Raw genomic sequence first — 22,890 nt, forward strand, 5'->3', positions numbered from 1 at the left:
CTTCGGTACAGGCCGCCGACCGGCTCTCCCCCCGGCAACCTGCCTCAGCCGCTCGCCCCCACGTCGTTGCGCGGGGCCCCGTCGCCCACCGGTGGCAGGTCGCCCCGCTCCACGGGGGCGCCGCCCTGCTCCTTCGCCTGCGGGAGCACCTGGTCCATCTCCTGCGGGCTCGCGTGATGAGCCTTCTCGGCGGCCGCCTTGACCGTGGCCCGGTCCGCTCCCCCGGAGCCGGTCAGGCGCACCACGTGTCCGCCCTCTGCCCGCAGATACACGGTCTGGCCCTGGGCGGAGTGGTACCAGTTGTCGCCGTCCTTGGCGCAGCCCGGACAGCCGTCGGCGGGCAGCTTGCCCCGGTCGACGGAGAGCTGCACCTCACCGCCGCCGCCCGCCGAGACGTACGTACCCGAGAAGCCGTCGTTCCCGATCACCCCCACCGACTGCGCGGCGAGCGTGAACCCGGGTATCTCCGTCACGTACACGTGCTCAAGCGCGGACTCCCCGGCCCGTTTCCTGAGTTCGCCCTGGTCGACGTTCCCTGACGAGCCGGACGTCTCCGTCCCGCACCCGGCCAGCACCAGCGGAAGCAGCAGCACCGCGGACATCCTCCGCGCCCCATGTCTCATGGCGCCCATCAAAGCGCACACGTGCGGGAAGGGGCAGCGGAGGCCGGGAGCACCACCGCCCGGTCCCGTCCGGACTTCTCGTACGCGACCGGGTCGTCGTCCTCGTGCCAGTGCAGGACGAAGCGTCCGCCGCTCCGGTAGGCGTCCAGGCCTGCTCTGCAGTACGCCACCATGTCGTCCGGGAGGGCGGACAGCGGGTGCCAGGAGAGGCCGGAGCACTTGTCGGGTTCGTTGTTGGCGGGCGGGTCGCAGGGGTCGTACGCCGCCTCGAAGAACCAGCCGGTGCGGGGCCGGCCGCCGGGGCCGCGGTGTTGCATGACCAGGGCCACGGACAGGTCGGCGGGGGCGAGCGTGATGCCGGTCTCCTCCGCCGCCTCCCTGATCACCGCGGTCCGTACGTCCTCGCCGTCCTCGACGTGGCCCGACGGGGCGTGCAACAGGCCGTCCGCGTAACCCGTGTTGGCCCGCCGGGACAGGAGCACCTCCTCGCCCCTGCGCAGGATCAGGTGGACGTCGACCACTTCGGTGTGCCGGGCGGGCGAGCCGGCCGGGGCGCCTTTGTCGTTCATGCCCCGATGGTGACATCCGGCACCGACAGTGCCCGGGGCGCGAACGGCGAGCCGGTTGTTACGAGGCCGCTCCTCCACGCCGCAGGAAGGGCAGCTTCTTCACGAGGGGCCAGGCCAGGAGGAGTACGACGATCGCGTACACGACCACGGAGAAGGGCGTGTTGACCAGTCCCGTCACACTGCCGTCGCTGATCTGGAGGGCTCGGCGCAGCTGCTGTTCGGCGGCCGGGCCGAGGATCACGCCGATCACGGCGGGCAGTACGGGCAGCCCGTACCGCCGCATCCCGAAGCCGAGCAGTCCGATGATCAGCAGCACCACCAGGTCCAGTGCCTCGCCGCCGACCGCGTACGCGCCGACCGACGCGAAGAAGAGGATGCCCGCGTAGAGGTAGGGGCGCGGGATCCGCAGCAGCTTCGCCCACAGCGGGGCGAGGGGCAGGTTGAGGGCCAGCAGCAGGACCATGCCGACGAAGAGGGACGCGATGAGGCCCCAGACCAGCTCGGGTTCGCGCTCGAAGAGGAGCGGGCCCGGCTGGATCCCGTACTGCTGGAAGGCGGCCAGCATCACGGCGGCGACGGCGGTGGTGGGCAGGCCGAGGGTCAGCATCGAGACGAGGGTGCCCGCCGCCGACGCGGAGGCCGCGGACTCCGGGCCCGCGACGCCCTCGATGGCGCCCTTGCCGAACTCCTCCTTGTGCTTGGAGAGCCGCTTCTCGGTGACGTACGAGAGGAACGTGGGGATCTCCGCGCCGCCGGCCGGGATCGCGCCGAACGGGAAGCCGATCAGCGGGCCGCGCAGCCAGGACTTCCAGGTGCGCCTGACGTCCTTCTTCCCGAGCCAGGGACGGCCGACGGGGATCGCATCCGCGCCGCCCCGGCGCAGGTGTGCGGCCACCCAGAGCGCCTCGCCGATGGCGAAGAGACCGACCGCGACGATCACCACGTCCACCCCGTCGGCGAGTTCGAGCGAGCCGAAGGTGAGACGGGACTGTCCCGTCATCTGGTCGAGGCCGACCAGGCCGATGGTGAGGCCGATGAGGAGCGAGGCGAGCCCGCGGATCCGGGAGGAGCCGAGTACGGAGGTCACCGCGATGAAGGCGAGCACCATGATGGCGAAGTAGTCGGGTGCGCCGATGTCCACGGCGAGCGCGGCGACGGCGGGCGCCAGGGCGACGAGGAGGACCGTGCCGATCATGCCGCCCGCGAAGTGGCCGATGGCGGCGGCGGCGAGTGCCTGCGCGCCGCGCCCCGCCTTGGCCATGGGGTGGCCCTCCAGCGCGGCGACGACGGCCGCGCTCTCCCCCGGGGTGTTGAGCAGGATCGAGGTCGTGGAGCCGCCGAACATCGCGCCGTAGTAGATGCCCGCGAACATGATGAACGCGCCGGTGGGTTCGAGGCCGTACGTCACCGGGAGCAGCAGCGCGACCGCCATCGCGGGGCCGATGCCGGGCAGCACGCCGATGGCAGTGCCGAGCAGGACACCGACGGCGGCCCACAGGAGGTTGATCGGCGTGAGGGCGGTTCCGAAACCGTCCATCAGCGAGTTGAGGGAGTCCAACACCGTTACAGCACTCCCATCAGGGGTCCGCCGGGCAGCGGGACGCCCAGCAGGTTGTTGAAGACGAAGTAGGTGAAGAGGGAGAGGCCCGCAGCGATCAGCGGGTCCCGTCCGTGGTGGCGGCTGCCGAGGGCGTAGGCGGAGCCCCAGAACAGCAGGGCGCCGGAGACCGGGAAGCCGACCGGGCCGATCAGGACGGCGTTGCCGAGGAAGACTCCGGCGAGGAGCAGGACCGTGCGCCAGTCGCTGGGCTCGGAGAGGTCGATGTCCTCGCCGCCCTCTGCCTCGCCGCGACCGCCGCGCAGGACGTCCACGGCCAGGAGTACGGCGACGACCAGCAGGGCGCCGCCGACGACCAGCGGCACGGTGGTCGGGCCGACCGGGCCGCGCTGGGCGATCTCGACGTGCATGGTGAGCGCGTCGGTGAGGACGAGCACGCCGATCACCAGCAGGAGCGCGCTGACGCCGAGTTCGGAGTGCTCGCGCAGCCAGGCGGCGCGGCCGGCGGGCGCCGGACTCTGCGAGGCCTCGGTCGAACCGGGCGATTTCTCCAGGGAGTTCACAGCCCCAGCTCCTTCAGGACGGAGTCCACGCGCTTGTCCTCCTGGTCGAGGAAGTCACCGAATTTCTCCCCGGTGAGGAAGGCGTCGTCCCAGCCGTTCTTCTTCATCGAGCCCTGCCACTGCGCCGAGGCGTGCAGCTTCTCGAAGAGCTGGACGAGTTTGGTGCGTTCGGCGTCGGTGAGGCCCGGCGGGGCGACGATGCCGCGCCAGTTGGTGAACTCCGTGTCGAGTCCCGACTCGCGCAGGGTGGGCGCGTCGAGCCCCGGTACCCGCTTCGGTCCGGTGACCGCGAGCAGCCGCAGCTCGCCCGCCTCGATCTGGTCCAGGTACTCGCCGACGCCGGAGACGCCGAAGGCGACCTTGTTGCCGAGGATGGAGGCGAGGAGCTCACCGCCACCGTCGAACGGGACGTAGTTGACGTCCTTCGGCTTGATCCCGGCCGCGCGTGCCATCAGCATCGGCGCGAGGTGGTCGGGGCCGCCGGGCGCGGAGCCGCCGCCGACGGGAACCTTGGCGGGGTTCGCCCGCCAGGCGGTGAGCAGGTCCTCGATGTCCTTGTACGGGGAGTCCTTGCCGACCACCACGATGTCCTGCTCCTCGGTGAGCCGGGCGATGGGGGTGGTGTCGGCGAGGGTCTGCGGCGCCTTGTTGGTGTGCACCGCGCCCACCACGCCGAGCCCCATCGACATGGCGACCTTGCCGTTGCCGTGGTCCGACGCGAGTCGGGCGAGGCCGACGGTGCCGCCCGCGCCGGGGAGGTTGAACACCTCGATGCCGCTGCTGAGTTCGGCCTCCTCGGCGTTCTTGGCCGCGGTGCGGGCGGTGATGTCGTAGCCGCCGCCGGGGGTGTTGGGGACCATGAGGCGCAGGCCGGGGATCTGGGTGCCGGTCTCGGAGCCGCTGCCCGTGGTGAGCAGCGGCGGCCCCACGAGCACCAGGAGTGCCGCCCCGGCCATGGCGAGGGGGGTGCGCAATCGCACGGGCGCCGCCTTTCGGTTCGTGTTGGGAGGTGGGGTCATGTTGCCGGGGCGTTAACCAGCTGTCGCCGTTCCGGAACCAACGGACGTTGTGGTCCTTGTGGTCGCGCCCTAGCGTGTGCGGGTGACGAATGTGCTGGTCGTGGACGACGACTTCATGGTGGCGAAGGTCCACAGCCGCTGCGTGTCCGCGATGGACGGGTTTACGGTGGTCGGGGTCGCCCACAGTGGCGCCGACGCCCTGCGCGCCGCCGAGCGGCTGCGGCCGGACCTCGTGCTCCTGGACGTGTATCTGCCCGACATGGACGGGCTCGACGTTCTGCGTGAGCTGCGCGCCGCCGAGGCGCGGGACACCGGCCGGCCGACGGCCGACGCCCTGTTCATCACGGCGGCGCGGGAGGCCGGGATCGTACGGGCGGCGCTGCGGGCCGGCGCCCTGCACTATCTGATCAAGCCGTTCCACCAGGCGGCGTTGCGCGAGCAGCTGCGGCACGTGGCGTCGTTGCGCAACCGGTTCGACGCGCTGTCGGCGCACGGGCAGGCCCGGCAGGAGGACGTGGACCAGCTGTTCGGCACGCGCCCGCCGGGTTCGCGGGAGCTGCCCAAGGGGCTGGCCGTGCACACCGCCGAGCTGGTGGAGCGGACCTTGCGGGCGCACCCGGGCGGGCTGTCGGCGACGGAGTGCGCGCAGGGCGGGGCGCTGTCGAGGGTGAGTGCGCGCAGGTACCTGGAGTACTTCACGACGACCGGCCGGGCGGAGGTGACCCTGCGGTACGGCGGCACGGGCCGACCGGAGCGGCGCTACCGGTGGGTGGCGTGAGCGATCCGGTTCTGCGGGCAGCGTGAGCGTCCGGCCCCGCGCGCCGCGAGAGCCGCTCCGTGCCGGTGCATTCCAGGCACGGTCTTAACCGTCACTGAGCAGGTCCTTAAGCACACCATAAAGAACGCCATCACCCGCTCCCAGCAGGGGATTTCCCGGTTTCCGGGGTCTAGCGTGCTGTTGCGCCGAGGGAGTTCTCCCCCCGCTCCCCCGGCCCTGAAGCCTCTTCCCTGTCTAGGAGTTCCCCACCATGACCGCTGCTCGTCGCAAAGCCGCCACCGTCGCCGCGTTCGGCCTCGCGCCGCTGGCGCTGACCGGGCTCGCCGCCTCGCCGGCCGCAGCCCACGGCTCCATGACGGATCCGGTCAGCCGGGTGTCGGCCTGCTACGCGGAGGGCCCCGAGAGCCCCGACTCGGCCGCCTGCAAGGCAGCCGTCGCCGCCAGTGGCGTCCAGGCGTTCTACGACTGGAACGCGGTGAACATCGCGAACGCCGCGGGCAACCACAAGGCCCTCATCCCCGACGGCAAGCTGTGCAGCGCCGGCAACGACAAGTACAAGGGCCTGGACCTGCCGCGCGCCGACTGGCCGTCCTCGAAGCTCACCGCGGGCAAGCACACCTTCCGCTACAAGGGCACCGCCCCGCACAAGGGCTCCTTCGAGCTGTACGTCACCAAGGACGGCTACGACCCGTCGAAGCCGCTGAAGTGGTCCGACCTGGAGTCGAAGCCGTTCGTCTCGGTCGTCGACCCGAAGATGGAGGCCGGCGACTACGTCTTCGACGGCACCATCCCGAACAAGACGGGCCGCCACCTGGTCTACAGCGTGTGGCAGCGCTCGGACAGCCCGGAGGCCTTCTACACCTGCTCCGACGTCGTCTTCGGCAAGGACACCGGCGGCTCCGGCACGGGCGCGAGCACGGACACGGGCACGGGCACGGAGGCCGGCGCCGGTACGGACGCCGGTACGGACACGGGCGCCGGCGCCCCGGCCCCGGTCGCCTCCGCCCCGACCGACCAGGACATCGCCGCCGGCGCGGACAAGTCGACGGTCGAGCACCAGGGGCACGGCGACGGCGACCACAAGACGGGTGCGTCCGCACAGAACGCCGCCCCGCAGGAGCAGGCCCCGGCCGCCCCCGTGGCTCCGGCCGCCAACGAGCCCGCCGCGCAGGGCGGCTCGCCCACCCCGGTGGACGCCGGTGAGAACCTCGCCGAGACCGGTGGCGACAGCAGCACCCCGTACATCGCCATGGGCGGTGCGGCGGTGCTGGCGCTCGGCGCAGCTGTCATGTTCGGCTCGGTGCGCCGCAGGACGACCGCCGGTGGGCGGCACGGCCGCTGAGCCCCGCACGGTAGACCGGGCGCGGGCCCTCGGTGACCGGCCACGCCCTCGCGGCACGGCCCCCGTCACCCGGGGCCCCGCTCCCGACGGGTGGGCCGTCCCCTTCCGGGGGAGGGGACGGCCCACCCCGCCACGTCGTCGCACCCTTCCTCCGCCCGGCCCACCGGCTCCGCCACTCTCACCCGCCCGGCCCACCGGCGTCGCCGCCTTCCCCCGTCCGGCCCACTCCGCATGCGGCGGTGGACCGTCCGCCGGAGCGTGGGCCCATGTCCTTCGCCACAGAGTTGAAGAACGCGGTCACCCCCAGGGCCTGGTGGCTCGTCATCGGCGTCCTCGCCCTGCAACTGCTCTTCATCGCCTCCTACGTGGGTGCACTGCACAACCCGAAGCCGCGCGACGTGGCCTTCGGCGTGGTGGCGCCCGCCCAGATGTCCTCCCAGCTGGTGGACCAGCTGCGCGCCATCCCCGGCGAGCCCCTGGACCCGCGCGGGGTCAAGGACGAGGCGCGGGCCAGGCACCAGATCATGAACCGGGAGATCGACGGCGCGCTGATCGTCGATCCCGCGTCGAAGCAGGACACGCTGCTGGTCGCGTCGGGCGGGGGCACCGTGCTGTCGTCCGCGCTCACCAAGCTCACGGACACCGTCGAGGCCAGGCAGCAGCGCACGGCGCGGACGGTGGACGTCGCGCCCGCATCGGCCAGGGACTTCGACGGCCTGTCGGCGTTCTACCTGGTGGTGGGCTGGTGCGTGGGCGGTTACCTGTGCGCGTCGATCCTGGCCATCAGCATGGGCTCACGGCCCGCGAACCGGCAGCGCGCGGTGATCCGTACCGGTGCGATGGCCCTGTACTCGATCGCGGGCGGCCTCGGCGGCGCGGTCATCGTCGGGCCGGTGCTCGGGGCGCTGCCGGGCAGCGTGTGGGGGCTGTGGGGGCTCGGTGCCCTCGTGGTGTTCTCCGTCGGCATGATCACCCTCGCGCTCCAGGCGCTCACCGGGGTGGTCGGTATCGGCATCGCAGTGCTGCTGGTGGTCATCGCAGGCAACCCGAGTGCGGGCGGCGCCTTCCCGCTGCCGATGCTGCCGCCGTTCTGGGAGGCCATCGGCCCCTGGCTGCCGCCCGGCGCGGGCACCTGGGTGGCCCGTTCCATCGCCTACTTCAAGGGCAACAACGTCACCGGCCCGCTGCTGGTGCTCGCCGCGTGGGCGGTGGTGGGCACCGTCGTGACCCTGCTCGCCGGCTCCCGGGTCAGGTCGAGCCGCAAGGGCGCCGACGCCGTGCCCGGTGGCGCGACGGAGACCGGCGCACCCGCATCCGAGCTGTGACCATCAGTCCCACGGTCGCGGACCACCGGTCGGCGGGTACTGGCAGAAGCGGTGAACGCCCCGCGTGGCCCGGGAGCTCCGGGCCACGCGGGGGCGGTGTTCACTTTCCGTAGTACGCCCGGGTCATCAGGTCCTTCATGTCGTCGATCATCGGCATCCGCGGGTTGGCGGGGGCGCACTGGTCGGCGTAGGCGTTGAGCGCCTGCTGCGGAAGGGCGGCCAGGAAGGCCTCCTCGTCGACGCCCTCGTCCCGGAAGCTCGCCGGGATGCCGCACCGCATCCGCAGTTCCTCGACCGCCCGGGCATAGGACTCGACACCCTCCTCGGGGGTGGCAGCCGGGAGGCCCAGCGCCCTGGCGATCTCCTGGAAGCGCTCCGGGGCCCGGTAGACCTCGGCCTTGGGCCACGGGGTGGCCTTGGCCGCGACCTGTCCGTTGTGCCGGATCACATGCGGCAGCAGGAGTGCGTTGGTACGGCCGTGGGCGACGTGGAAGGTGTTGCCCAGGGTGTGCGCCATGGCGTGCACCAGGCCGAGGAATGCGTTGGCGAAGGCCATGCCCGCGACGGTGGAGGCGTTGTGCATCTTCTCGCGCGCCTCGGGGTCGTTGGCCCCGTCGACGACGCAGCGCTCCAGGTTCTCGAAGATCAGCTTGACGGCCTGGAGGCAGAGGCCGTCGGTGTAGTCGTTGGCGTAGACGGAGACGTACGCCTCGGTGGCGTGGGTGAGGGCGTCGAAGCCGGAGTCGGCGGTGACGGTGGCCGGCAGGCGCATCGGGAGGGTGGGGTCGACGATCGCGACGTTCGGGGTGAGCGCGTAGTCGGCGAGGGGGTACTTCTGGGCGGCCTCCGGGTCGGAGATCACCGCGAAGGGCGTGACCTCGGAACCGGTGCCCGAGGTGGTCGGGACGGCGACCAGCTGGGCCTTCTCCCCCAGCGCCGGGAACTTGTAGGCCCTCTTGCGTACGTCGAAGAACTTCTCCTTGGTGTCCGCGAACTCCACCTCGGGCCGTTCGTACATCAGCCACATGATCTTCGCCGCGTCCATCGGCGACCCGCCGCCGAGCGCGATGATCGTGTCCGGCTCGAAGTCCCGCATCCGTGCGGCGCCCGCCCGGACGGTGGCGAGTTCGGGGTTGGGCTCGACGGTGTCGATGACCTGGACGACGACCTTGTCCTCGCGGCTGTCGAGGATGTCGGTGACCCGCTGCACGAAACCGAGTGCGCCCATCGTCTTGTCGGTGACGATCGTGACCCGCTTCAGCCCGGCCATCTCACCGAGGTAGCGCAGCGAGTTGCGTTCGAAGTAGATCTTCGGCGGGACCTTGACCCACTGCATGTTGGTGTTGCGCCGTCCGATCCGCTTGATGTTGAGGAGGTTGACCGCGGTGACGTTGTTGGAGACGGAGTTGTGTCCGTAACTTCCGCAGCCCAGTGTCAGCGAGGGAAGGAAGGCGTTGTAGACGTCGCCGATGCCGCCGAAGGTGGAGGGCGCGTTGACGATCACGCGGACCGCCTTGACGCGCCTGCCGAACTCCTCGGCCAGTTCCTCGTCCTCGGTGTGGACGGCGGCGCTGTGGCCGAGGCCGTCGAACTCGACCATCTGTGCGGCCAGCCGCAGTCCGTGCTCGGTGTCGTCGGCCTTCAGGGCGGCGAGCACCGGGGACAGCTTCTCGCGGGTGAGCGGCTCGCCGGGGCCGACCTCGGCGCACTCGGCGATCAGGACCGAGGTGTCGGCGGGGACCTCGAAGCCGGCCTGTTCGGCTATCCACTGCGGGGACCTGCCGACCACGGCTGCGTTCAGCTTCGCGCCGGCGCAGTTGTTGGCGAAGGCCGTGGTGCCGAAGACGAACTCCTCCAGCTTGGTCTTCTCCGCGGCGGTGACGACGTAGGCGTGCAGCCGCTCGAACTCGGCGATGCCCGCCTCGTAGATCTCCGCGTCGAGGATGACGGCCTGCTCGGAGGCGCAGATCATGCCGTTGTCGAAGGCCTTGGAGAGCACGATGTCGTGCACCGCGCGCCGGAGCTTGCCGCTGCGGGCGATGTACGCGGGGACGTTGCCCGCGCCGACGCCGAGGGCCGGCTTGCCGCACGAGTATGCCGACTTGACCATGGCATTGCCGCCGGTGGCGAGGATGGTGGAGACGCCGGGGTGGTTCATCAGCAGGCCGGTGGCCTCCATCGACGGAGTGTCGATCCACTGCACGCAGCCGGCGGGCGCCCCCGCCGCGACGGCCGCGTCACGGACGATCCGCGCGGCCTCGGCGGAGCACTTCTGGGCGGAGGGGTGGAAGGCGAAGACGATCGGGTTACGGGTCTTCAGGGCGATCAGTGCCTTGAAGACGGTGGTCGAGGTGGGGTTGGTGACCGGGGTCATCGCGCAGACCACGCCGACGGGTTCGGCGATCTCGGTGATGCCGGTCAGCTCGTCGCGGGAGACGACGCCGACGGTCCTGAGACCCGCCATCGAGTGCGTGACGTGCTCACAGGCAAAGAGGTTCTTGACCGCCTTGTCCTCGAACACCCCCCGGCCGGTCTCCGCGACCGCCTGCTGCGCCAGGTCGCCGTGCGCGGCCAGCGCCGCGAGTGAAGCCTTCTTGACGATGTGGTCGACCTGCTCCTGGTCGAACCCCTCGAACGCGGTGAGCGCTGCACGCGCTCCCTGGACGAGTCCGTCGACCATCTCCTGGGGCTGCATGACAGGTGCTCCTTCGCTGCGGCCTGTTTCCCTGACGCCTCCATTGCACTCCTGGTGGCGGCCGGAAAGGTTCGGCGAATGCCCCGAACCCGCGGGGCGAAGGTCCCACCGCCGTGCCGGGCGTCCCGTAGAAAACCCCCCTGAGCTGGGCAGACAGCACGGGACCTAAGTCCCTTGCGAGTTTGTGAAAGTTTTCACAAGTTTCTTCGGGAGACCGTCGCACGAAGCCCCGGACCGCTGTCTGCGGGCCGGGGCTCGTGGTGGTGCGGGTGCTGCGCGGGATCAGCCGATCTGGGTGCCCGTGGCCGCGAGCGCGGCCGGTACCGGCTGGAAGAAGGTCTCGCCGCCGGACGAGCAGTCGCCGCTGCCGCCGGAGGTGAGGCCGAGCGCGGTGTCGCCCGCGAAGAGCGCGCCGCCGCTGTCACCGGGCTCGGCGCAGACCGTGGTCTGGATGAGTCCGTTGACGATCTGGCCGTTGCCGTAGTTCACGGTGGCGTCCAGTCCGGTGACCTCGCCGTCGTGGACCTGGGTGGTGGAGCCGCTGCGGGTCACCTGCTGGCCGACGGTGGCGTCACCGGCCTTGGTGATGGCCTGGCTGCTGCCGTTGTAGAGGTTGACCTCGCTCGGGTGGGCGGTGGAACCCGAGTACTTGACGAGGCCGTAGTCGCTGCCGGGGAAGTTCGAGTCGACCGTGTCACCGATCGACGCGCCGCCCTGGCTGTCCGACCAGCTCTGGATGTCGGCGGTGCAGTGCCCCGCGGTGAGGAAGTACGCCTCGCCGCCCTTGGTCACGTTGAAGCCCAGCGAGCAGCGCGCACCGGCGCCCCAGATGGCGTCACCACCGGCGACGAGGGGCCTGAACTCCCCCTTGGAGTGCTTCAGCAGGACCTTGGAGCCGAGCTCCTTGACGGCCTTGTTCAGCTTGGTGAGGGAGGCGCCCTTCACCGTGCGGTCGGCCGTGACCACGATCTTGTTGCTGACCGGGTCGGTCGCCCAGGAGGTACCCGGGATCGTCGCCCTGCCCGCCAGCGCGGTACGCGCCGACTTCAGCTCGGCCAGGGTGTGCTGGACGATTCTGGCCTTGCCGCCGGCCTCGCGCACGGTTTCCGCGGCGGCCTCGTCCGTGACGTTGACGACGAGGGACTTCGCCTTCGCGTCGTAGAACGATCCGGCGGCGTCCGTGCCGAGTTGCTTGGTCAGCGAGGAGGCGAGTGAGTTGGCGCCCGTCACGGACAGGGTCTTCGGCGTCGGCGTGGGGGCCGCGCCTTCGCTCGCGTTCGCGGTCTGGAAGGTGATGCCCGTGGCGACCAGGGCGGCGACCGCGGCTCCTGCCGCGGCCGCGCGCCGCTTGGGTATGCGTCGGTGCTTCACAAGTGACCTCCTGTGGGGGGTCCCGGGCCCGGAGTTGTGGGGGTGGGCCCGGGTGGGGCCTCACTATTCCCAGGCTCACAGGGAGCACACAAGGTCGACTTCCAGACGCGCACACGACAACTACCGCACGCCCCCGTTCTCTTGACATGCCGCCGCTGTGACCGTTTTGCGGACGCCCCGTCACGACTGCGTGCACCCCCTGCGACCGGTGACCGCCCCTGGGTGAGGTCTACTCCTGTCCGGTACTGGCCCTTCCGGTACCGGGCTCCGGCGTTTGCCCCGACTTCCCCCGCGGCATCTCCATAAACGCCCGCCGCCCGCCACCCGCCGCCGCTTCTGCCGCCGCGCTGCGCGCTTTCAGCCGTCCCCCGCGGGCCGGCACGGCAACAGGCCCCCGCCCGGAGGAGTCCGGATCGGGGGCCTGCGTGCTGCCGACTGCGGTTCGGCGCGGACGGACGCGATCGTGGCGGCCGGCCCCTTCCGTGGGGCCGGCCCGGGGTGACCCGGGTGACCCCGTCCGTGAGGGTCAGTAGATGGTGACCCCGTACGCGCTGAGCGCCTCGGTGACGGGCTGGAAGAAGGTCGTGCCGCCGGACGAGCAGTTGCCACTGCCGCCCGAGGTCAGGCCGATGGCCCTGGTGCCGGAGTACAGCGGGCCGCCGCTGTCGCCGGGCTCGGCGCACACGTTGGTGCGGATCATCCCGTAGACGATGTCGCCGCCGCCGTAGTTGACAGTGGCGTTGAGGCCGGTGACCGTGCCGCTGTGGATGCCGGTGGTGGAGCCGCGCCGGGTGACGCTCATGTTGACGGTGGCGTTGGCGGCGCTGGTGATGTCGACGCTGCCGACGGTGCCCGGGTGGGCGACGCTCGCGTTGTCGTAGCGCAGGATGCCGTAGTCGTTGTTCGGGAAGCTGGACCCGGTGGTCGGTCCGATCCGCGTCGTACGGGCGGAGTTGGTGTACCACGCCGGGTTGCCGTCGGTGCAGTGCCCGGCGGTCAGCGCGTAGTAGGTGTTGCCGGAGCGGACGTTGAAGCCGAGCGAGCAGCGCCAGCTGGGCGCGTAGATGGCGTCACCGCCCGAGAGGAGCTTGGAGAACTTGCCGGGGGTGCGTTCCACGCGCAGGGCGCGCGCGTTGTCGCCCGCCGCCTGGGTGATCCGCGCGAGCTCCGCGCGGGAGACGGTGCTGTCGGCAGTGACGACAAGGGTGTTGGTCGCCTTGTCGACGTGCCAGGCGGTGCCCGCGACGTCCGCCTTCAGGACCGCGGCCCCGGCGGAGGCGAGCTGGGTGGCGCTCACTGCGGAGGTGTCGGTGGCCGACTGGGCCTGGGCGTTGGGGACGGTGACGGCGACCGCGGCGGCGAGACCTGCCGCGACGGCCAGGAATCGGACACGTCTCGCCGTGCCGCGACGGGGTGTGGTGGTGCGCTCGTTCCTCACTTGTCGTTCCTCCCGAGGGGAATCGGGGGCCCGGTGCGATGTGGGGTCTTTCCCGGGGCCCGTGAGGCGCAGTCGGGGGCGTGCGGCTGCCCCCGTCGTTCTTGAGGACGGCCGTAATGCCCCTGACAGGCGCTGTCTCGGGAGTATTCGGGCCCTCAACGGGCCGCGCAAGGGCGCCTTTCGGCCGTGCGCGGGCGTGTCACGGTACGGGCAGGCCCGGGACGATCACCGACCCCGGGGCCTCTGCGGCTCCCGGGGCTGGTGGGACCAACTCGCCTACTTCTGGAGCTGGTTGAGCTCACCGACCGGTACGGGGAACGGCAGGGTGTTGCCCGGCGGCGGAAAGGGGCAGATGAAGTGGTCCGCGAAGGCGCACGGGGGCAGCAGTGCCCGGTTGAGGTCGACGGTCACCGCACCGTCGGCGGCGGGCGCGGCGGGCCGCAGGAAGCGGAACCGGTAGCTGCTGCGGCCGCTGCCCGCGTCCGCGAACACCGCCCACAGCGAGCCGTCGTCCTCGACCGCCGCGTGCAGCGAGTGCTCGGCCCCGCCGTACTCGAAGACGATCTCCCCGGCGAGGCCGAGACCGCGCGAGCGCCCGTCCGCGTTCTCGACCTGGATGTTCCTGGGCTTCTCGTACGGTACGAAACGGCCGGGCAGCACCCAGGCGGCGTCGTAGGGGCCGGTCTCGATTCCCGCGAAGGCGTGCCGCGCGGCGGACCGCGGGTCGAAGTCCCGCACCGCCCACCGACCCTCCCTGCTCAGCAGGACGAGGTGCCGCTCGCCCGCACGGACGCGGGAGCCGGGGATCGGGCCGCGGTCGGCGCCGAGCCTGACCTCTCCTTCGAGCGGCTGCCCGTCGACGGTGATCCCGTCCGGGGCCGCGGCGGTCAGCACCACCTCGGCGCCGTCCTCCTGCCACCGCCCCGGCACACCGTCGATGCGGCCGTCCGGGTGGTCGGCGAGCCAGTGGGTGCCGGAGAGGGAGAGCGGCCCGTAGGGCGAGGCGACCGTCTCGACCCGGTGCGCGTGCCAGCGCCGCCAGTCCCGCTGCCCGCCCTGCTCCGGCTGCCCGTCCTGCTCCTGCCGCGTGTCCTGCTCCCGCTGCCCGTCCTGCTCCTGCCGCGCGTCCCGCCGGGGTGCCGCGCTGCCGTCTTCGCTGCTGGTCATGGGCCCAACCCTTCCACACGGCGCCCACGACCGCCCGGAGCAACCTGTGCGGCCCCGGAGGGCGCGGTGCAGGGGCCGCCCGCATGCCGCCCGCTCGGTCATACCGCCTTTCCGGCGCCGCTCCTGGCGCGCCGGGCGGCGGGCAGCCGAAGGCCCAGATGGTCCCTGAGCGTGGCACCGGCGTAGAAGTGCCGGTGCAGACAGTGGTGTTGCAGCAGGTTCACGGTCCCGTTCACGAGCCGTTCGAGATCGCGCTCGGGCGAGAGGGGGGTGATGTGGAACCCGTCGACGACGTCGGCGGCGTGCCACCTGGTGAGCACCTGGGCGAGCCCGACGGGCCCGCCGGTGTACTCGGCCGCTCCGCCCCGCCCGACGCGCACCGGATCGGTCTCCGTGTACGACGGGCCGTGGAGGAGCGGTTCACCGGCGAGGTCGACCGTGAGGGCGGCGAGGATCCGCAGCGCTCCCGGCTCGCGCCCGGCGACGGCGGCGCGTCTGCGCAGATCGGCGCGCAGGGCACCGGCCTCTCCGGGGGAATGGGCGCGGACGATCACGACGTCCGCGTAGTGCGCGGCGACGGCGAGTCCGTCGGCGCCGCACACGCTCACGTCCACGACGGTGACGGGCCGCCCCACCGTTCCCGGGTCGACGAAGCGACCCGTCGATGTGTCGCCCGCGCCGACACCTGGGTCCCGGCCGTCCCAGAGCCGGGTCGACACATCGACCACCGCACCGGCCTCCCGCCACAGCTCCTCGGCAGAACCGGCGGGCTCCGGCCGGTCCAGCTCACGCGCCGAGGCTCCCGCCGGGGCCGCCGAGGCTCCCGCCGGGGCCGACACCGCGACCGCCCAGCCCGCCCGGCCCCGGCTCACCCGGTCGAGTTCCGCCACCGCCGCCTGCAGGACAAACGGATCGGCCCCGGTCACGGTCACGGTGGGCACGAGCCCGATCCCCGAGGTCTCCCCCGCCACCCGCGCCAGCAGGCCGACGGCGTCGCCCACGGCGGTACTCAGGGTCACCAGGTCCAGTGCCCCCTCCTCCGCGAGCCGCACCAGCCCGCCGACGGAGGCACCTCCTCCCACCTCGGCACCGATGTGCAGCGGACGACTGACAGCCGAAGCCATGCTCATTCCCCCTCCATGAACGGATCCCGCCCGGACGGATCCCGCCCGGAAACAACTCCTGCGTCCCCCCGAGCGCCCGGGGAGGGGAACGGGACGGGGAACGGGAAGGGGAGGGCGTGCGGGAGGGGGCGCGGGGCACGCGGCAGGAACACACGGCAGGCGCCGTACGCACGGAGGAATGGAGACAACAAAGGGGACAACAGAGGACCGAGGCTGACATGCGAGGGCTCCGTGGACACGGTGTTCACACACGGGAGTTGCCCTCACCGGACGCAGCCGGCCGCAGGTCGCACACAACGGGCCGAGCCCCTCAGCCCGGTCCCGTACGGAGGGTACGGCGAGCGCTCGGCCGCCTGTCAAGCGCGTCCACATCCTGGGCAGCGCGTCTCGGCTTCAGCCCCACGCCTGTTGACGCCTCATCAAAACACCTGTTCCATGAGCGCCATGCAATCGCAGTGGTTGGTCACGCGCTCCCACATCGACTTCGGTCGCGTGTGGTCCGCGTCCTGTTGAGCCGACGCTCCCCCTCCACTGCCCCCGTTCTCCTCGCCGGCCACGCCGCGCCTCCGTAGGCACACACACCTCAGCGCCCCGGCTGCACGCCCCCTCAAGCCTCACAGCGTGTCAGCAACTGCAGTCGCAGCACTCGCATCCTTCGCAGAAGCTACAACCTTCACAGCACTCACAACACTGGCAGCAGTCGGGGCAGTCACCACCACAGCCCTCCCGCCGCTGCCGGGACCAGGGCCCTTCGAACTCGTCCGCGCAGCACACCTGGCAGGTGCAGAACAGTCCGGTCGCCGCCAGGCAACCGGCGAGCAGTCCCCGCGGCGCACGCGGGGGCGGCGGAGGCGTCGGGTCTCCCGGCGCTCCTGGCGCTCCCGGCGCATACGGATTGCCCGGCGCGGGGGTGTTCCCGTCACCCGGTGCTCCCGGCGCTCCCGGCGCGTAGGGGTTTCCCGGCACCGGGGTGTGGCCCTGCGCCCCGTGTGCGCACGCGGTCGTCCCGAACGCCCGGTTCACCGCCTGCTCCAGCTCGTGCGCCAGCAGTACGTGCACCAGCTTGCCGTCCACGAACTCCGCGTCCCGCAGCGCGAGCCGCACCCCCCGCACCGCGTCGTCGCACAGCCGCCGCGCCTCGGCGAGCGGGGTCCCGGTGGCGGTGAGCGGGTTCCAGGCCCCCGACGCCTCGTCAGCGGCCCTGTCCTCGACCGCGTCCAGCAGGTGCGCGAGCCGGCCGAACAGCCGGCCGGCCTCGGCGAGCGGCGCCGCGTTGCCCGGCCGCCCCGCCAGCACCGCGGTGTGTGCGAAGGCGGCGGCCGTGGCCGACTCGGTCGGCTCGGTGACGAGGAGCAGCGGGGTGCCGATGCCCGCGACCGCCTCGATGCCGGTCTGCCGGTCGACGGCGTCGACCAGGACCGAGGTGTCGAAGCCGAGCGAGGCCCCGGTCCTTGCCCCGGCGCGGTCCCAGCTCCGGGCGACCCGGCGGGCCGCGACGGCCACCGGGCGGCGCCCCAACAGCCCGTCCCGGTCCGCTATGTGGTCGCGTACCTTCGCCGAGGCCAGCACCAGTGAGACCGCGGCGGCCAGCCGCGCGCCCTCTCCCCTGGCGACCGGGGCGGTGCGCATCGCCCGTAGCGGGCAGGGTCCCGCGGTGCGTCGCAGGTCCGCCGTCGGAGCGGACTGAGCCTCCGTCAGGACCGAGACGATCAGGCCGTCGTAGTTGGTGACGATCCGTGAGAACTGGCCGTGATCGCTGCGCAGTGCCAGGCACAGCCCGCACAGATGTGCCGTCCATTGCGTCCTGAGGCCCGGTGTGAGCCGATGCGTGCAGGGTCTGACGATGCCGAACATTGCGCCCCCGTAATGCGGTGGGCCGGGCAATCGCACCGCCCACTGAACAGTCCGTCAGGCATCGTACAGACGACGTATGTTCACCCGTCCGACCCCCTGCTCACCCGTCTGGCCCGTTGGTGCGATTTACACTCTCCCGGCGGGCCCCGCAACGTCGGAGGCCAAGGAAATCACCACAACTTCTGCACCAGTACCGTCACGAAAACCCTGCGCGCCGACTATCCACTTGGCGCGCAATCCGCATGATGGACGACCATAGGGGGAGCGGAACACAAACAGACCGCGGTGAAAGGAGGCGTTCATGGGATCGGTGCGCAAGGCGAGTGCCTGGCTCGGACTCGTCGAGGAAAACGACGAGGACCGCTACTACGACGACGAGTACGCCGAGGGGAACAACGAGACACCCGAGCCCTGGGTCACGGACCCCCGGGTCCGCGTCGTCTCCGAGAAGGCCGAGGACACCGGACGCCGCATCGCCACCGTCACCCCTGACGGCTTCCGGGACGCACGCGGCATCGGCGAACTGTTCCGGGAAGGCGTCCCGGTCATCGTGAACCTGACGGCCATGGAGCCCGGCGACGCCAAGCGCGTCGTGGACTTCGCGGCCGGCCTGACCTTCGGTCTGCGCGGCTCCATCGAGCGCGTGGCCACCCGGGTCTTCCTGCTGACCCCCGCCGACACGAGCATCGTGACCGGCGAGACCGCCGGCCGTCAGACCGGCGGCTTCTTCAACCAGAGCTGAGCAGGGCGCTCACCGGCGCCCCGTCCGGCCGGGTCCGTATCGGCCCGTCACCGGAACGCGTCGAGTCCGGTGAGCGCCTTGCCCAGCACCAGTTGGTGCATTTCCACGGTGCCCTCGTAGGTGAGCACCGATTCCAGATTTGTCGCGTGCCGCATCACGGGGTATTCGAGCGAGATCCCGTTGGCCCCCAGGATCGTACGGCTGGTGCGGCAGATTTCGATCGCCTCCCGCACGTTGTTGAGCTTGCCGAAGCTGACCTGTTCCGGGCGGAGCCTGCCGGCGTCCATGCGCAGGCCCAGATGGTGGGCGAGCAGGATGCCCTTGTGGAGTTCGACCGCCATGTCGGCGAGCTTGGCCTGGGTGAGCTGGAAGCCGCCGATGGGCCTTCCGAACTGTTCGCGCGTCTTCGCGTAGGCGACCGCGGCCTCGAAGGAGGAGCGTGCGGCGCCCATCGAGCCCCAGACGATCCCGTACCGCGCGTGGCTCAGGCAGCTGAGCGGCCCCTTCAGCCCCACCGCGTCCGGGAGTACGGCGTCGGCGGGCAGCCTGACCTCGTCCAGTACCAGTTCGCTGGTGACACTGGCGCGCAGCGACCACTTGTGGTGGATCTCCGGCGCGGAGAAGCCGGGGGCGTCGGTGGGGACGACGAAACCGCGGATGCCCTCGTCGGTCTGCGCCCAGACGACGGCGACCCCGGCCACCGAGCCGTTGGTGATCCACATCTTGCGGCCGGTGAGCACCCAGTCCGTGCCGTCCCGCTTGGCACGGGTGCGCATGCCCGCCGGGTCGGAGCCGTGGTCGGGCTCGGTCAGGCCGAAGCAGCCGATGGTCTCGCCGGATGCCATCGCGGGCAACCACTGCTGCTTCTGCTCCTCGGAGCCGAACCGGTGGATCGCGTACATGGCGAGTGAGCCCTGAACGGAGACGAGCGAGCGGATGCCGGAGTCGGCGGCCTCCAGTTCCAGACAGGCGAGGCCGTACTGGACGGCGGTGGCACCGGCACAGCCGTAGCCGGTCAGGGACATGCCCAACGCACCGAGGGAGCCGAGTTCGCGGGCGAGGTCGCGGATGCCGGGCAGCTCGCCGCGCTCGTACCAGTCGGCGATGTGCGGCAGGACGCGGTCCGTGGCCCAGCCGCGGACCGTGTCGCGGATCGCGAGGTCCTCGGGTCCGAGCAGGTCGTCGATGCCGAGCGGGTCGGCGGGGTCGAACGGCGGAAGCTTCGGGGGATGTGCGGACATGCGGGCCCTCCGGCGGCTCTCGGCTGCGTCGATGCACCACAGCATCTGGTGGGTGCACCACATTCAGCAATGTGCACCACGGCGTTAACTAGCGCTGTTAGTTACAGCTGTGGGGCGACCGTACGGGTCGGGACCTCGGTCAGTCCAGACCGGCCGACGCCTCGGCGTGCTCGCGCCGTGCCGACGGCAGCTTCTTCGCCTGCGGGGAGCCGTCGCCGGGCCCGTCGGCGGGCTCCTGCTCCTGGTCGGGCCCCGCCTGGTCCATGCCGCGCGGCAGCCGCAGCGCGGCGACCGCGCCCAGCAGCAGCAGCCCCGCACTGGTCAGCAGGGTGACGTGCAGACCGTGCACGAAGGCGACCCGGGCGGCGGAGCGCAGGGCGGCCCCGGCCGCGCCACCGAGCTCCTTGGCCACCTCGTAGGCCTCGCCCAGCGAGTTGGACGCGAACTTCGAGTCGGCGGCCGAGACGCCGTCGACCCCCTTGAGCCCTGGTCCGTACGCCGCGTTCATCACGCTGCCGAGCAGGGCGATGCCCATGCCGGCGCCGAGCTGGTACGAGGTCTCCCCGATGGCCGCCGCGCCGCCCGCGGCATCCGCGGGCGCCTCACTGAGCATCGACTCGTAGGAACCGAACAGGGTGGCCTGGATGCCGAAGCCCAGCAGGATGAAGCCGCCCGCCATCAGCCAGGGCCGGTCCTCCTGGCCCATCATCGTCAGCAGGCTGACCGACGCCGCGGTGAGCGTGAAGCCCGACACCACCATGACCCGTGGGCCGATCTTGTGGAGCGCCCAGCCGCCGACGGCGCCGGCCGCCATCGCGGCGAAGGTCAGCGGCAGCAGCCGCATACCGGTCTCCAGCGGGCTCAGCTCGAGCACCAGCTGGAGGTACTGGACGGCGATCAGTTCCAGGCCGACCAGCGCCAGCATGCCGAGCACCAGACAGCCGACGGACGTGGTGAAGGTGACCCGGCTGAACAACTTCATGTCGATCAGCGGATGCTCACGCCGCCGCTGACGGCGTACGAAGAGGACCAGCAGCACCGCGCCGACCAGCAGCGGGGCCAGCGTGAGCACGTCGAGAACGGGGTCGCCGCTGCCCGCCCGCTTCACCCCGTAGACCACGCCGAGCACACCCGCGGATGCCATCAGCGCGCCGACCACGTCCCACGGGCCCTGGCCGCTGCCGCGCGACTCGGGCAGCAGCAGCCTGCCCACCGGGAGGATCACGATCATCAGCGGAATGTTGATCAGGAAGACCGAGCCCCACCAGAAGTGCTCGACCAGGAAGCCGCCGATCACCGGGCCGCCGGCCGCGCCGATGCCGGAGACCGCCGCCCAGATGCCGATCGCCTTCGCCCGCTCGCGGCGGTCCGGAAAGACCTGACGGAGGATCGAGAGCGTGGCGGGCATGATCATCGCGCCGCCGATGCCGAGCAGGGCGCGGGCCGCGATCAGCAGCTGCGGGGTCTCGGAGAGCGCGGCGAGCGCGGAGGCGAACCCGAAGAGTCCGTACCCGAGCAGCAGGATGCGCCGGCGGCCGACGCGGTCGCCCAACGTGCCGAAGAGGATCAGCAGCGAGGCGCAGACGAGGGGGTAGGCATCGACGATCCACAGCAGTTCGACGGAGCCGGGCCGCAGGTCCTCGGTGACCGAGGGGACCGCGATGTGCAGGATCGTCGAGTCGAGCGCGACGAGGATCAGGCTCACGCACAGAACCACGAGAACGACCCAGCGGTTGGCTCCGTCGCCGGAGAGGAGCCGTCGCCAAGGACCTCCCGCAGTCAGCTCGTCGCCGGCCGTGGTTGTCCCTGCCATGTACCCAACCTCCCAGTGATTCCCTCGCGCTCGGTGGGCCGCCGGGGACGTCCTGGTCCGACACGTCCTGGTGGGCCCGGCATCGACGGGCGAGTGAGCCGTCAGCGTACGCGAGTTCACCCCCGGGACACGTGGCCCATCTCTCACCGAAACGCGGGAGCCGGTGTGGTGTGCACCACGCCGTCACCCGCCCCTACCCACGCGGTTACCCCTTACGCCGCGCGCCGAACACGACGCGCGGCGCGCCACCGGCGGTTCCCGGCGCGGCCCGCCCGCCGGGTTCCCCGCCCGGCCATCCCGGCACCGGTACCGTGCGATTGCGGAGAGAAGAATTCCGTCCGACGCTCCAGGCATCGAAATTCAGCAAGAATCCGGCGAGTTGCAGGAGTGGAGCGGATTGAATAGGGCACTAGGTCCCCACCATTTCCGGAACGGCCGGGAATAAACACTACGATGAGACACACCCCACATCACATGGTCATCACAAAGAGGCAGGACCGGTCAGGCCCGTCACCCACCCGCTGTAATGTCGATTGGGTGCCTATCGACCGAATCTTTGCCCGGCTGGACCGGGAACCGGAGCCGCCGAAGATAGAGATCCCCGGCATGAGCCGGACCCGCAAGGTTCTCTTCGGCTCGACGGTGGCGTTCTACCTCGCCATCGTCTGGGCCGTGCTGGTCACCTCCTGGCTCGTCCTGCTCGACTGGCGGGTGATGCTCTTCCGGCCCTACGAGCAGTGGCCGGAGCTGCATGCCTTCCTCGACTACTTCGTGGTCCTCGGCCAGCGCGGCCCGACCGCGGTGATGGTCGCGGCGTGGCTGGGCTGGCGCTCCTGGCGGCAGCACACGCTGCGCCCGCTCCTCGCCCTCGGCGCCTCGCTGCTGCTGCTCAACCTGACGGTGGGCGCGGTGAAGATCGGCCTGGGCCGCCTCGGACCGCACTACGCGACCGAGATCGGGTCCGCCGAGATGTTCGCCGGCGGCGATATATTTCCCTCGGGCCACACCGCCAACGCGGTGGTGACCTGGGGCATCCTCGCGTATCTGGCGACCACGCCGCGGGCCAGGCGCTGGCTCTCGGTGCTGTCCGCCGTCGTCGCGCTGGGCGTCGGCGCCACCACGGTCTATCTGGGCACGCACTGGCTGAGCGACGTACTGCTGGGCTGGGCAGCCGGTCTGCTGATCCTGCTGGCGCTGCCCTGGTTCGAGCCGTTGATCGCACGGGCGGAGGCCTTCGTGTTCGCGGTCCGGACGCGGTGGCGGGAGCGCGGCGCGCTCGCCCCGGCCCTGCCCGGCGCCACCGATCCGGCGGTGCCGGTCCGTACCCCCGCGGCGGTTCCCTCGGTCCGGCCGGGCACCGACCCGGCTCCGGCCCGCGAGCCGGTCGGCGCGGGCAGCGGCAACCGGTACGGGGCCACCAGACCCGCCCACATGCCCGCGCCGGCCCACCTCCAGGCGCGCGGGCACGGGGCCCGCCCCGAGCGCGCGCCCGTCACCCCGGCGGGCAGCAGGCGGCCCCCGCAGTCGCGAGGCGGCGGTTCGCACGCGCCGTACCCGGCACGCTGAACCGGGGCGGCCACCACCGGGGCCCACGCGGGCACCGGCGGGCGGATCCGCATCACGAAAGGCCCCGGGCCGCTCATCACGAGCGGCCCGGGGCCTTCGCGT

The 22,890-nt window shown here is 71.6% G+C and carries 17 protein-coding genes and 1 pseudogene; 5 read left to right on the top strand and 13 right to left on the bottom strand.

Annotation, left to right across the window (positions count from 1 at the left end; all coding sequences use genetic code 11):
• Positions 1–44 precede the first annotated feature (44 nt).
• From ACIQM4_RS31205 to ACIQM4_RS31225, 5 genes and pseudogenes are all read right to left on the bottom strand, one after another.
• Positions 45–602 carry a hypothetical protein gene (locus tag ACIQM4_RS31205; protein WP_401598439.1) on the bottom strand — a complete coding sequence of 186 codons (558 nt, stop codon included), beginning with the start codon at positions 600–602 and terminating at the stop codon, positions 45–47.
• A 29-nt stretch (positions 603–631) separates the two neighbouring features.
• Positions 632–1,177 (bottom strand): annotated as a pseudogene (locus ACIQM4_RS31210) (NUDIX domain-containing protein); the annotation flags it as partial.
• Between the two features lie 73 nt (positions 1,178–1,250).
• Positions 1,251–2,750 carry a tripartite tricarboxylate transporter permease gene (locus tag ACIQM4_RS31215; RefSeq protein ID WP_401598527.1) on the bottom strand — a complete coding sequence of 500 codons (1,500 nt, stop codon included), beginning with the start codon at positions 2,748–2,750 and terminating at the stop codon, positions 1,251–1,253.
• A gap of 5 nt (positions 2,751–2,755) precedes the next feature.
• A complete protein-coding gene (locus ACIQM4_RS31220; RefSeq protein WP_401598529.1) occupies positions 2,756–3,304 on the bottom strand; it encodes a tripartite tricarboxylate transporter TctB family protein in 549 nt (182 codons plus the stop codon).
• A gap of 5 nt (positions 3,305–3,309) precedes the next feature.
• Positions 3,310–4,293, bottom strand: a complete 984-nt coding sequence (locus ACIQM4_RS31225; RefSeq protein ID WP_401598440.1) for a Bug family tripartite tricarboxylate transporter substrate binding protein — start codon at positions 4,291–4,293, stop codon at positions 3,310–3,312.
• A gap of 130 nt (positions 4,294–4,423) precedes the next feature.
• Here ACIQM4_RS31225 and ACIQM4_RS31230 point away from each other — a divergent pair, with 130 nt between their 5' ends.
• The 3 genes from ACIQM4_RS31230 (at position 4,424) to ACIQM4_RS31240 (ending at position 7,777) form a co-directional block, all read left to right on the top strand.
• Complete coding sequence (locus tag ACIQM4_RS31230) at positions 4,424–5,110, top strand: response regulator (protein ID WP_401598531.1); 687 nt, start codon at positions 4,424–4,426, stop codon at positions 5,108–5,110.
• Positions 5,111–5,360: 250 nt separating this feature from the next.
• Positions 5,361–6,452, top strand: coding sequence for a lytic polysaccharide monooxygenase (locus ACIQM4_RS31235; RefSeq protein ID WP_401598441.1), 1,092 nt, complete (start codon positions 5,361–5,363; stop codon positions 6,450–6,452).
• A 266-nt stretch (positions 6,453–6,718) separates the two neighbouring features.
• Entirely contained in the window at positions 6,719–7,777 is a 1,059-nt protein-coding gene (locus ACIQM4_RS31240) for a DUF3533 domain-containing protein (protein WP_401598442.1), read from the top strand.
• 100 nt (positions 7,778–7,877) lie between these two features.
• Here ACIQM4_RS31240 and adhE read toward each other — a convergent pair whose 3' ends face one another.
• The 6 genes from adhE to ACIQM4_RS31270 all read right to left on the bottom strand — a co-directional run bounded on the left by adhE (position 7,878) and on the right by ACIQM4_RS31270 (position 17,426).
• Positions 7,878–10,472: a bifunctional acetaldehyde-CoA/alcohol dehydrogenase gene (gene adhE / locus ACIQM4_RS31245; protein ID WP_401598444.1), complete on the bottom strand. Its 2,595-nt coding sequence runs from the start codon at positions 10,470–10,472 to the stop codon at positions 7,878–7,880.
• 282 nt (positions 10,473–10,754) lie between these two features.
• Positions 10,755–11,843 (bottom strand): S1 family peptidase, encoded by a 1,089-nt coding sequence (locus ACIQM4_RS31250; protein WP_401598446.1) that lies wholly within the window; start codon positions 11,841–11,843, stop codon positions 10,755–10,757.
• 526 nt (positions 11,844–12,369) lie between these two features.
• Positions 12,370–13,281, bottom strand: coding sequence for a S1 family peptidase (locus tag ACIQM4_RS31255; protein ID WP_401598448.1), 912 nt, complete (start codon positions 13,279–13,281; stop codon positions 12,370–12,372).
• A gap of 276 nt (positions 13,282–13,557) precedes the next feature.
• Positions 13,558–14,448, bottom strand: a complete 891-nt coding sequence (locus ACIQM4_RS31260; protein WP_401598449.1) for a DUF1684 domain-containing protein — start codon at positions 14,446–14,448, stop codon at positions 13,558–13,560.
• Positions 14,449–14,546: 98 nt separating this feature from the next.
• Positions 14,547–15,572 (bottom strand): LLM class flavin-dependent oxidoreductase, encoded by a 1,026-nt coding sequence (locus ACIQM4_RS31265; protein ID WP_401598451.1) that lies wholly within the window; start codon positions 15,570–15,572, stop codon positions 14,547–14,549.
• Positions 15,573–16,196: 624 nt separating this feature from the next.
• Entirely contained in the window at positions 16,197–17,426 is a 1,230-nt protein-coding gene (locus tag ACIQM4_RS31270; RefSeq protein ID WP_401598452.1) for a DUF5685 family protein, read from the bottom strand.
• Positions 17,427–17,727: 301 nt separating this feature from the next.
• Here ACIQM4_RS31270 and ACIQM4_RS31275 point away from each other — a divergent pair, with 301 nt between their 5' ends.
• Positions 17,728–18,168, top strand: a complete 441-nt coding sequence (locus ACIQM4_RS31275; protein ID WP_401598454.1) for a cell division protein SepF — start codon at positions 17,728–17,730, stop codon at positions 18,166–18,168.
• A gap of 47 nt (positions 18,169–18,215) precedes the next feature.
• Here the strand turns inward: ACIQM4_RS31275 and ACIQM4_RS31280 are convergent, their stop codons facing one another.
• Positions 18,216–19,409: an acyl-CoA dehydrogenase family protein gene (locus ACIQM4_RS31280; RefSeq protein WP_401598456.1), complete on the bottom strand. Its 1,194-nt coding sequence runs from the start codon at positions 19,407–19,409 to the stop codon at positions 18,216–18,218.
• A 139-nt stretch (positions 19,410–19,548) separates the two neighbouring features.
• Positions 19,549–21,222, bottom strand: coding sequence for an MFS transporter (locus ACIQM4_RS31285; protein WP_401598457.1), 1,674 nt, complete (start codon positions 21,220–21,222; stop codon positions 19,549–19,551).
• Positions 21,223–21,696: 474 nt separating this feature from the next.
• Between ACIQM4_RS31285 and ACIQM4_RS31290 the strand changes: the two genes are divergently transcribed.
• Positions 21,697–22,788 carry a phosphatase PAP2 family protein gene (locus ACIQM4_RS31290; RefSeq protein ID WP_401598459.1) on the top strand — a complete coding sequence of 364 codons (1,092 nt, stop codon included), beginning with the start codon at positions 21,697–21,699 and terminating at the stop codon, positions 22,786–22,788.
• The last annotated feature ends 102 nt before the right edge of the window (positions 22,789–22,890 follow it).

Origin of the sequence: Streptomyces sp. NPDC091272, assembly GCF_044757485.1 — a bacterium.
Taxonomy (GTDB): domain Bacteria; phylum Actinomycetota; class Actinomycetes; order Streptomycetales; family Streptomycetaceae; genus Streptomyces.